We start from the raw sequence: 10,742 nt of genomic DNA on the forward strand, positions 1-10,742 counted from the left end.
CCGCCGCCGGCGGTCCCCGCGTCAGCCCTCCGTCGCGACGAAGGCGCGGCGGCCTTCCACCAGCGTGGCGACGACGTCGGGCTGCGGCGTCCCGCCCGCCCCGGGGTCGACCAGCAGCAGGTCGGCGCGGCGGCCGACCTCGATCCGTCCGCGATCGGCGAGCCCCAGCGCCTCGGCCGGGTTGGCGGCGACGAGGTCCCAGGCGCGCTCCAGCGGCAGCGTCCCCTCCCCCGCCAGGCGGAAGGCCGCGTGCAGCGGGGCCGGGTAGTAGTAGTCCGAGGTCAGGATGCTGCACAGGTCCGCGCCCACCAGCTCGGCCGCGGCGGGGTTGCCCGCCTTGTGGCTGCCGCCGCGCAGCACGTTGGGGCCGCCCATGACGACGTGCTCGCCCTGGGCCCGGGCGTCGGCGGCGACGGCGCGGGCCAGGGGGAACTCCGCGATGCGCGCGCCCAGCGCCCGGTAGCGTGCCCGGGTTTCGAGATCGGCATCGTCATGGCTGAGCATCGGCACGCCGGCCGCGGTCGCCATGCCGGCGAGCGCGGCGACCGTGGCGTCGAGCTCGGCCGCGCGCTCCCCGACCCGGCGCATCAGCGCGCGGAACGCCTCGGTGGAGAGGCCGGTGCGTCCCGGGTAACGCGCCGCCTTCTCCGGGTTCGCCAGGTCCTCCTCGATATCGGCCAGGTGGTCGTTGAAGGCGACCACGCCGATGGTGCCGTCGGCGATCAGCGGCGCCACCTCCCCCAGGCCGTCATGGTTGTGCACCTCGAAGCGCAGATGCAGATGGGTGTCGCAGCGCAGGCGGCCGCGCAGCTCGCGCAGCGCCCCGGCCAGCGCCAGGAAGGTCTCGCGCCCGCGCAGCCCCGGCTCCCAGGAATAGGTGACGCCGTGCAGCGCCGTGGTGATGCCGAAGCCGGCCATGACCCGGTCCGCCTCGTCCAGCGCCAGCGCCGTCGGGAACCGCACGCCCGGCCGCGGCATCAGCGATCGCTCGAAGGCGTCGCCATGCAGGTCGACGATGCCCGGCAGCATCAGGCGGCCGCGGCCGTCGAGCCGGCCATCGGCGGCGCGGCCCTCCGAGCCCGCGATCTCGGCGATGCGCCCCGCCTCGATGCGGATCACCGCCTCCTCGAAGCGGCCATCGACCAGCGCGTGGGCGCCGACAATGGTCAGCGAGGGGGCCGGCCCGCGGGCCGGCGAGGGCATGGCAGCGAGGCCGGCCGTCCTGTCGTTCATGATGGAACCTTCAAGCATGCGTGCACGGGCCCGGGGTGATGGCAGGCGCTCAGAGACCGCTTGGAAATGCGCTGGCGCGGCGGTCTGATGGCGGCTTCTCCGCTTCCGGTGCTCACGCACCAATGTGCGCTGCGCTCCGGTTCTCGAAACCACCACCAGCCGACTCACGCCAGCGCATTTCCAAACGGTCTCTCAGACTTAGCCCCTCCTTGTGGCAGCTTTCTTACAACCGATCGAGGCCGGCCTGGGATGCGGGCAAGGCAGTGCTGCGCCATCCGGAGGGCGCCCGGCATACACGCCCAGGAAGCGCCTGGGTCCGGGGGTGCTCCCCGATCACGGGACGCCGATGGCGCGGGGCCGGGGGCCGCGCTCCCCCTTCTCCGGGGCAGGATCGTCGCGCCCGGTCAGGCGATAGTGATCGGCCAGCGTCTTCAGCCCATCCTCCAGCACCCCCATCACCCGGTCGCGGTGGCGCCCCTGCCTGCCGGCCACGGCCGAGACGTCCTGCTCATGGCAGCACACCGCCTCCACCACCGCCCCGACATGGGCGCCGAGGCAGCGCAGCGCCGATTTGTAGGCGCGCAGGGTTTCGAGCTGGACCTCCCCCGGGGTCAGCACCATGCCGGTGCCGCGGATCCCGGTGGGCAGCTCGCCGTCGCGGTCCTGCACCCCCAGCACGCCGATCTCGAACTGGCCGCGCAGCCGCTGCCCGGCGGAATGCATGCGCGGGCTGATCGAGCCGCGTGCCGCCAGCCGGTCGATCGGCGCCTGCACCAGCCGGCCCGTCGGCGCGCCGATGGCGGTGCCGGTCGGCCGGTCGACGATGCCGGCGGCATGCCGGGCGCGCTCCGGCGTCTCCCGTGCCGCGGCCTCGGGCCCGGCCACGGCATCCCGGCCGCAGCCGATTTTGTGTCGCGCCATGCTTCCCCCTGCTGGGTTCGGATCATCGATGACGGAGACGGCCGGCACAGCGGCTCATCTCATTGACAGGGAACAACTTCCGGCGTCGCTCGCTTGCTTAGACGGAGCACCGGAGGTCACATGTCGGAGTCCTTGAGGCAGGCCGAGGCGATCCACGCCTGGCTGCGGATCTATCTCCTCAACTGGCAGGAGGGCCACCAGCCCTCCCCGCTGGAGATGGAGTGGATCGCCCGCGCCATGCGGATCGCGCATGAGGGCGGCAGCCTCGGCCGGATCCATGACTGCGTCCTGGCCGCCATCACCCGACGGACGCTGGCGGAACCGCCCGAGCCCTATGGGCTGGAGCAGTTCCGGCGGGACTTCGCGGCGTTCCGCGATGCCTATTTCAGCGGGCCGGACGCCGCCCGGATCTGAACCGGCCCGCCGGCCATCTCACCAGGCCGCCATCATCGCGGTCGCGCAACCGGTCGGCGACTGCCGGGCCGGCGGGCGGATCCGGACCAGCGGGCCGGCCGGCTCGGGATGCTCGTGCCGGGCGAATTCGCGGCGCCGCACCGCGGCGTCATAGGCCGCGGCGCTCTCCCGCGTCGGCCGCGGCCAATCCGCCGGATCGACCCCGGACCGCAGCCTCAGCCGGGCCAGGAGCAGCATCCGGCTTTTCCCGGCAAGCCGCCGTTCCGTGCGCCGGCCGGTGCCGGCGATCTCGAAGACCCGCCGGCTCTGCCGCCCGATGATGGTGATCCGGCCGGCGCGCTCCAGCCGCCGCAGCTCGTAGCCGATCTGGCCGGGATTGCGGCTGAGCCGGTGCCCCGCCGCCTCCAGCGCCGCCGTCAGCTCGGGGGCCGAGGGCGTCGGCGCCCCCTCCTCCGCCGCGGCCGCGATGATGGCGAGCAGCGCCCGGCTGCGGTCGCTGAGCGGGACCGGGACCGCGTCGCCCATCAGGCGCCCGTCCCCGGCACCGGCGTCGCCGCCGGGCTGACAAGGGTGAAGGCCGACCCGGTCGCCAGCACGCAGGCGCTGCCGGTGGGCTGGATGCCGAGCACGGTGAAGCTGGCGCCGTCGTCCGAGGCCAGGACCTCGATGACGAAGCCGCGGTCGGACAGCATCCGCGCCACCGGCGCCTCGTGGTAGCGCTCGTTGAGCGCTGCGGCCACGATCTCGTAGGGCGCGCAGGGGCTTTCCGCCTGGGCGGCCGCCGGGGCCGGCTGGAGCGCGGACAAAGCGAGGGCGAGGCCGGCCATCGGGCCGGCCGACAGGGGTGCGAGGGACATGGCGGAACTCCGGAAAGGAAGGGCGGTCAGCCGGGCCGCCACGGTCCGTTGCGGATGGACAATCAGCCGGCGTCGCCGAGGCGCGGCGGCGCCGGACTGTCCGGCAGCCGCGGGATCACCCGGATGGGCCTTCGGACGGGATGAAATCGATCAGAGCCATACGATGAATATTCCCCAATATGGGGAATTAAGTCAAGTCGATCTTTCCCATAATGGGGAATTACAAACCAAATCGGATCCGCTAAGATCCCCATAATGGGGAATGGATTGAAACAGCTGCGTCAGGCCCGGGGCTGGACGCATGAGCAGGCGGCCGAGGCCATGGGCGTCTCCCGCGGCCAGCTCATCAAGCTCGAGCGCGGCGAGCGGCGGCTGACCGCCGACTATATCCGGCTGGCCGCCGACGCTTTCGGCGCCAGCGAGCTGGAGGTGCTGGGCACGCCGCGCGCCGTGCGCCTGGTCGGCAAGGTCGGCGCCGGAGCGGAGGTGCATCTGTTCGACGGCGACATGTCGTCCGAGCGGATCGACGAGGTCGAGGCCCCGCCCGGCGCGGACGAGGCGACGGTGGCCGTGATCGTCGAAGGCGATTCCATGTTCCCGCGCTATCTCGAGCGCGAGACGATCTACTACCGCCGGGCCGACGCCGCCGGCGACCCGGCCGGCCTGATCGGCCGCGAGGTGGTGGTCCGGCTCGCCGACGGCCGCACCTTCGTCAAGGTGCTGCGCCGCGGCTCCGGCCCCGGCTATTTCACCCTCGACAGCTACAACGCCCCGCCGATGGAGGATGTGGTGGTCGAATGGGTGGTGCCGGTGAAATGGGTGAAGCGGGACTGAAGGCCGACGCCGACGCCATGGCAATGCGGCTCCCGAATGATTGTGACCAAAAACCCATCACCATAGTTCATATGTGACAAACGCGCATCTCCTGTCCGGGCGATGCCGCCCGCGCCGTTCCGCGCCAGATTATCCCGCCATGCCCGGCCCGGTGGCCGGGCACGACGGACCTGGAACGGGGGGGGAATCGTCATGCCGGTGCGGAAATGGGGCGGTGAGAAGGTCGTCGGGATGGGCGATGCCGATATCCGCGGGTCGGATGTCGTCGGCCTCGCGGATGGCGGCTATGTCGTGGTGTGGGCGGACAACGACAGCTCGCCCCAGCATGTCCTGGCCCAGCGCTTCGACGCTTCCGGCAACGCCGTCGGCGCCCAGATCGTGGTCATCGGCGAGAATCCGAACGGCTTCTATTCGGAGCCGCAGGTCGCGGCGCTGGCGGATGGCGGCTTCGCCATCAGTTTCACCGAATCCGTGCTCGGCGACAGGAACGCATGGGTGAACACCTACGGGGCCGACGGCACGTTCCAGTCCGCAGAGAGTTTCGCGGCCCCGGCTGTCTTCGAAAGCCAGGGCACGATCAGCGCGCTCGGTACCGGCTTTCGCTCCGCCTACAAGTCGGGCGACGACATCAGGATCGGCGCCACGGTGGTCAACAGCGACGCGACGGCCGGAATCCAGGAAGCGCCGTCGATCGCGGAGCTGTCCGGCGGGAATCGCTACGTCGTCACCTGGATCGACCATGAGGGGGGCAACAACTACCGGTATCGCGTCTTCCATGCGGACGGCACCGCCATCACCGCTTCGACCCAGGTCAACGACACGGCGGGTGCCCCAGCCGGGGGCAGCAACCCGGCGGTCGTGATCGGCCTGGCCAATGGTGGCTTCGCCATCGCCTGGGGCGAATTCTCGACCACCCTGCAGGACCGGAGCGGCACCAGCATCCACGCCCAGATCTACGATGCCGACGGCGCACAGGTCGGCGCCGAGTTCCTGGTCAACTCGATCTTCGCATCCCATCAGGGCTTTCCCGACCTCGTCGCCCTCGCGGATGGCGGCTTCGTCGCCGTCTGGTCCGATGCCTCCTCGGGCGTCAACAGCGCCGACTACAATATCGTCGGCCAGCGCTTCGACGCCTTCGGCGCCCGGGTCGGCGGCCAGTTCACCGTCAACACAGGCACCGACGGCGCCGGGGGGCAATTCTATCCCCACATCACGGCGCTGGCCGACGGCCGGCTGGTGGTGGCCTGGCACAGCTCCGCCGCCGACGAGATCCGGACCCAGATCATCGACCCGCGCGACGGGCTGGTGACCGGCACCGAGGACGCCAACACCCTCTACGGTCACGACTCCGTCGGCGACGAGATCAACGGCCTCGGCGGCGACGACACGCTCAACGGCCTCAATGGCGACGACGCGCTCTATGGCGGCGACGGCGCCGATGTGCTGCGCGGCGGCGCCGGCGCCGACACCCTCGACGGCGGCGCGGGGACCGATACCGCCAGCTACTTCACCGGCGCGGCCGGGATCTCGGTCAATCTCGTCACCGGCATCGGCAGCGGCGGCGAGGCTCAGGGCGACGTGCTGGCCGGGATCGAGAACCTGTCCGGCAGCCAGGGCAATGACAGCCTGGTCGGCCACAGCGGCGCCAACACGCTGCAGGGCTGGAACGGCAACGACGTCCTGACCGGCTCCGGCGGCCAGGATACGCTCACGGGCGGCACGGGGGCCGACCGCTTCGTCTATGGCAGCGCGGCGCAGAGCCCGGTGGGCGCCGGCTCCGACCTGATCACCGATTTCAGCCATGCCCAGGGCGACAGGATCGACCTGGCGGCGATCGACGCCAGCACCGGCGCCGCCGGCGACCAGGCATTCACCTTCATCGGCACCGCGGCCTATTCCGGCGTCGCGGGACAGCTGCGCTATGCCTCGGGCGGCGGCGTCACCACGATCGCCGGCGACCTCAACGGCGACAAGGTGTCGGACTTCCACATCCGGCTCACCGGCACCATCGCGCTCGTCGCCGGCGATTTCGTGCTGTAGCGACCGTCGGGAGAAGGGTGGCGACCCCGGCTGGACTCGAACCAGCGACCGTCCGCTTAGAAGGCGGGTGCTCTATCCAGCTGAGCTACGGGGCCGTGTGCGGCAGGGCGCGCGGCGCCCGGCGCCGGCAGCCGCGCTCAGCGCGGCCGCGGGCGGAAATTGTCGGCATAGTTGCGCGGCACCACCCGGCGCTCATGCTCCGGCAGCACCGAATAGGCGATGCTCTTGCGCTCGGCGAAGGCGATCGCCTCCTCCTTGCTCGGGAAGGTGAGCTGCACCTGGTTCAGCGTGTCGCCCGAGGCGACCCAGCCCATCAGCGGCTCCGGCCGGCGCGGCGTCGCGGGCTCGTATTCCAGGACCCAGTCATGGACCTTGCCGCGGCCGCTCTGCATCGCGGATTTGGAACGACGGTAGATGCGCGCCTGCATGCCTCGGCCGACCCTCTGACTGATCCCCGGCGCGGCCACGAGGATTCGCCGGCCGCCGCCCGGGCCTCCTCCTACCATCAAGCTCGGTCGATGGGAACAGCGCTGTGGGCCGGGGGGCTCGGACAGGATGGTCGGGGCGGAGAGATTCGAACTCCCGACATCCTGCTCCCAAAGCAGGCGCGCTACCAGACTGCGCTACGCCCCGACGGCCCGAACGCCGCAGGTTTCCTAGAGGTTTTGCAGTGGGTTGGCAAGGAGCATCTGCAGGCTCAATGAGAACAAAACAGCATCCACCCGAGCACCCTAAAGCCAGGAGTCCCGACATAGTCCCGACCAATGTTCCATATTTGTTCACACAACCTCAATGACAAGGCCCTGGACCGCCACCGACGCAAACACGAGTCGCCGACCGCCAATTTCCCGGCGCAGGTGACGATGGACAAGTCGATGCCGGTGGGCGGCTACGTCATCGCGAGCCTTGCAAGCGGCATCTTGCCGCTGCGTCCACCCCTGGCCCATTCAGCCGCTATCACCGACTCAGCTTCAAATCGGGGACATGCAGCCAACGACGCTCGCGCGTACCGACTCACGATCATCGGACCGAGAGTCCAGACTCAAATTCAACATGAAGGCTCTTCGGGAAGCCAGCCGTGTTGCGACGGGCCGTATCGCGATCCTGCACGGCCCGGGCATCGTCAAGGGCGCTGCGCTGCCATCTTGTTGATCGCGATGGCAAGCTCGTCCGCAAAACTGGACAGGGCGAGTCGTGCCGTCTCCATCGTGCCGGCAGAGGATCGCAGATCGTAGGCCGGCGGGCTCTGGCGCGTCACGAAGCCACCGAGGATCTCTCCGGTCCGGGAATCCGTGAATTTCCCGGCGATGGTGACGGTACCGACAAAGGCGGCAGGCATGCCTTCGGCGGATTTGAGCGCAGTGACCCCGAGCCCCACGGGCGTCAGCCGGGTCAGCGACAGAACCGGCCGGGTCTTGGATACGCCGGCAAGGGTCAGTTGCAGAGTGACGATGCCGGGCCCGGGGCGGGAGACGATGTTGCGACTGCGGGCGAGGGCCTTCGTGACATCCCGCGTCAGCTCCTGGGCCAGCAGGCTCTGATCCTGCATCGCCGTTTCCCCGAAATCCGTATCGGCGCCCCTGTAGACGCCCGCGGCCGGGATGTAGAAGCCGTGATATTTCGAGATATCGAGCGTCGGCGAGCGATAGACGAAGGTGTTGTCCGCGAGGCCCGCCGGGACGTTCGGGTTCGCAGCCGTCGGCGCCGCGAGCGACATCTCGGCCCCGAGGCCGGCCGTCGTCTCAGGCGTGGTCGAGGAACAGGCGGCGAGGATGAACATCGCCGCTACTGCCGGAATGCCTGCCGTCTTCATGATCGTCCCCTTGTCTTCGCCTGGCGGCTGGCTGCCTCCGGGCCTGGATTGGCATGGTCAGGGCCTGCCGTCAGCGTGCCTCGGCGACGAGCCTCCGATGCTGCGTCTTCGCTGCAGAACCGCGACGAAGGACGGTCCGAACAGCATCGCGAGGCAGGTCCAGCACCGTTGGGCGGTTATTCGGATCCGTGCTTCGCGACGGGCCGGCTGCACATCGCTCCAGCCCCGCGGGGTCATCGACGCCGCCTGATGCCACCGCCGAACCGCCCGCCTGCCTCCGACCTCTCCAGCCGCTGCTGGCCGAGGCCGCGCGCCTGGCGCTGGCCATCGAGGCCGCCGAGCTCATCGCTGTTGCGCTGCACCGGCTGCCAGCCGTCGGAGCCATGCTTCTGCCAGCCGTCGTCGGTGTGCTGGTAGACGTTGCCGTCATGGCCGGCATAGACGTTACCGTCGTTCCACGCCATGCCGGAATCGGTGCGCGGGTTGATCACGGCCCCTGTGCTGTCGACCGAGCGGTCGCCGTCCCGGACATTGCCGGTGACGGTCGTCTGGGCGGCGCCGATCCGGCCGGTCTGCGCATTCACCCCGGCGACCTGCCTGCCGGCCTGGTAGTCGCCGGTGTCGACATTGCCGGTGATGCCGGCACGGCCGGCAACGGCGACACCGGTCGAGGGGTTGGCGAAGGAACCCTGCCGCCCCGCGGCATAGCCGCCGGTGTCCCAGTCGAAGGCCCCGGCCCGGCCGGCCTGGCCATGGGCACCGGTGTAGGGGTTGAAGCCGGAGACATGGCTGCCGCTCCAGCTCGTGTCCGTCCAGCCGTTCCAGCCGCTGGCATGGGTGACCGTGCCCGCGCCCCAACGGCCATAGACATTCACCTGGTTGACGTCGACATGGCTCCAGTTCACGTAGCCGCCGTCATAGCCCCAGTACGGCCCCCAATAGGGCGAGGCCGAGCCCCAGAGCGCCCCGGCCGCAAAACCGAAGGCGAAGCCGGTCGCAGCCCCCAGGCCGAAGCCCGCGCCGTAGCCATAGGTTGCCGGATAGCCGTACCAGACATCGCCCGAGACATAGGCCGGATAGGCGTAGCCGGTGCCGTAGACCACGGTGCTGGCGGGATCAACGACGACACCGAGATAGCCCGGCGTATAGCCGGCCACCACGATCTCCGGCGTCGCCGAATAGATCCGGACATAGGTGGCGTAGTGCAGCGGCGACGAGGCCGGGATGGTGTAGATCACCGCCGGCACCGCATCGGCGACGCGCCACGGGCCCGCCGGCACCAGGGCGACGAACCAGACGCCCTTCGACACGGCATAATAATGCTCCGCGTCGACCCGGATCACCGGCACCGGCGTATTCACGGCGTAGGCCAGGGGCGTGCCCTGGATCGGCTCGAACTCCGGCGCGCCGCCAGCATAGGACACCTGCAGGCCGGCCTTGCTGCGCGAGACTGTGGCGGTCTGCGGGATCGAGGCCGCGATCACCGCCTCCTTGGCCTGCGGCGTGCCGGCGACGGAGACCAGCACATCGGCCTTCGGATCGTCGGGCGGGATCTTGGCGAAATCGGCCGGCAGCGAATCCGGCGGCACGAAGCTCCACGGCCCGTCCAGCCCGGTCGACCGGAACCAGCGGCCGGAGACCAGCACGTAGGTGCCGTTGGTCGAGGGATCGACGAACACCGCATGGTCGGCATTGGTCATGGTCAGCAGGCCGACCCCGGCCACCGGCGCGACCTGCGGCGGGCCGCTGGTGACGACCAGCTCGGTCGGCTGGGTCACGACCAGCAGGGAGGGCGGCGTCGCCGGCGGCTTGCCGTCCTCGGGCAGCAACGGGTCGGGCGCGACGGACCGGACGGCCGCCTTCGCCGCCGCCTGCAGCGCGGCCGGGGGCGCTGCCGTCACCACCCAGGTCCCGTCGAGCGTGGACGCCGCGTACCAGGCCCCCGCGGCCTGGACGTGGAAGGTCTTGTCCTCCTGCAGGATCAGGGCGCGGGCGTTCACCACCCGCTGATAGCCGGCCGCCCCGTCCACCGGGTGCAGCAGCGGATCGCCGTCGATCGACACCAGCACTGTCGGGGCACTGGCGAAGACGATCTTCGGCGGGTCGTTCCGCACCGGCACGCCGGCCTGCTTGGCGATCTGCTGCTGCGCGGCGTAGCTGGTCTGCAGATGGTCGAGCGTGACGGTCATGCCGTCGGCCGGTAGCCGCGCCTGCAGCGCCTTCTGCAGCTCCGGCGCCTTGTCGGGCGCGGTCGGGACCTCGACGCCGTCGATGGCGATCCCGTGCAGCCGGACCAGCCCGGCGGTCTTGTCGATATCGGTGTCGGCGCTGAACCGGGCGACGCCGTAGACCGGCTGGCCGCCCTTGGCGCCGATGGCGATGGCCGCCCGGCCAGAGAGACGGTCGCCGCTCCAATCCTCGATCTGCGGCTGGTAGATCTCGACCCGCTGACCACCCTGGTCGAAGTCCCGTGGCCAGGACAGTGCCGTCACGGAGTCGGCCGGAGCCTGGGCCCTGGCGTCGGGATATGGCCATCCCAGCGCCAGCAACCCGATGGCGAGCACGCCCATGGCACGACTGATTTGGCCCATGATCTCTCCAAGGTGACAGCCGCCAGGTCCGGACATTCG

General features: G+C 70.4%; 10 protein-coding genes and 2 tRNA genes. 3 read left to right on the forward strand and 9 right to left on the reverse strand.

Annotated elements, in window-relative coordinates; all coding sequences use genetic code 11:
* Positions 1-21 precede the first annotated feature (21 nt).
* Together BWR60_RS03000 and BWR60_RS36845 are read right to left on the reverse strand one after the other, a co-directional pair.
* Entirely contained in the window at positions 22-1,233 is a 1,212-nt protein-coding gene (locus BWR60_RS03000) for an alpha-D-ribose 1-methylphosphonate 5-triphosphate diphosphatase (RefSeq protein WP_218823320.1), read from the reverse strand.
* 333 nt (positions 1,234-1,566) lie between these two features.
* Complete coding sequence (locus tag BWR60_RS36845) at positions 1,567-2,154, reverse strand: DUF6456 domain-containing protein (protein ID WP_179221608.1); 588 nt, start codon at positions 2,152-2,154, stop codon at positions 1,567-1,569.
* A gap of 120 nt (positions 2,155-2,274) precedes the next feature.
* Between BWR60_RS36845 and BWR60_RS03015 the strand changes: the two genes are divergently transcribed.
* Positions 2,275-2,568 (forward strand): hypothetical protein, encoded by a 294-nt coding sequence (locus tag BWR60_RS03015; RefSeq protein WP_088149524.1) that lies wholly within the window; start codon positions 2,275-2,277, stop codon positions 2,566-2,568.
* An 18-nt stretch (positions 2,569-2,586) separates the two neighbouring features.
* Here the strand turns inward: BWR60_RS03015 and BWR60_RS03020 are convergent, their stop codons facing one another.
* Entirely contained in the window at positions 2,587-3,093 is a 507-nt protein-coding gene (locus BWR60_RS03020) for a hypothetical protein (protein WP_088149525.1), read from the reverse strand.
* Positions 3,093-3,425 carry a hypothetical protein gene (locus BWR60_RS03025; protein ID WP_088149526.1) on the reverse strand — a complete coding sequence of 111 codons (333 nt, stop codon included), beginning with the start codon at positions 3,423-3,425 and terminating at the stop codon, positions 3,093-3,095. The genes BWR60_RS03020 and BWR60_RS03025 overlap by 1 nt, the downstream gene beginning before the upstream one ends.
* 267 nt (positions 3,426-3,692) lie before the next feature.
* Here BWR60_RS03025 and BWR60_RS03030 point away from each other — a divergent pair, with 267 nt between their 5' ends.
* Entirely contained in the window at positions 3,693-4,259 is a 567-nt protein-coding gene (locus BWR60_RS03030) for a LexA family transcriptional regulator (RefSeq protein ID WP_218823321.1), read from the forward strand.
* A 192-nt stretch (positions 4,260-4,451) separates the two neighbouring features.
* Positions 4,452-6,299 carry a calcium-binding protein gene (locus BWR60_RS03035; protein ID WP_088149528.1) on the forward strand — a complete coding sequence of 616 codons (1,848 nt, stop codon included), beginning with the start codon at positions 4,452-4,454 and terminating at the stop codon, positions 6,297-6,299.
* Positions 6,300-6,317: 18 nt separating this feature from the next.
* Here BWR60_RS03035 and BWR60_RS03040 read toward each other — a convergent pair.
* The 5 genes from BWR60_RS03040 to BWR60_RS03060 form a co-directional block, all read right to left on the reverse strand.
* Positions 6,318-6,394: transfer RNA gene (locus BWR60_RS03040), tRNA-Arg, on the reverse strand.
* Between the two features lie 42 nt (positions 6,395-6,436).
* Positions 6,437-6,727, reverse strand: a complete 291-nt coding sequence (locus tag BWR60_RS03045; RefSeq protein WP_088149529.1) for an ETC complex I subunit — start codon at positions 6,725-6,727, stop codon at positions 6,437-6,439.
* 128 nt (positions 6,728-6,855) lie between these two features.
* Positions 6,856-6,932: transfer RNA gene (locus BWR60_RS03050), tRNA-Pro, on the reverse strand.
* A gap of 490 nt (positions 6,933-7,422) precedes the next feature.
* Complete coding sequence (locus BWR60_RS03055) at positions 7,423-8,112, reverse strand: DUF3313 domain-containing protein (protein ID WP_088149530.1); 690 nt, start codon at positions 8,110-8,112, stop codon at positions 7,423-7,425.
* A 233-nt stretch (positions 8,113-8,345) separates the two neighbouring features.
* Positions 8,346-10,703, reverse strand: coding sequence for a DUF3300 domain-containing protein (locus BWR60_RS03060; protein WP_144445509.1), 2,358 nt, complete (start codon positions 10,701-10,703; stop codon positions 8,346-8,348).
* Positions 10,704-10,742: the final 39 nt, after the last annotated feature.

Origin of the sequence: Inquilinus limosus (assembly GCF_002195995.1) — a bacterium.
Classification (GTDB): Bacteria; Pseudomonadota; Alphaproteobacteria; order DSM-16000; family Inquilinaceae; genus Inquilinus; species Inquilinus limosus_C.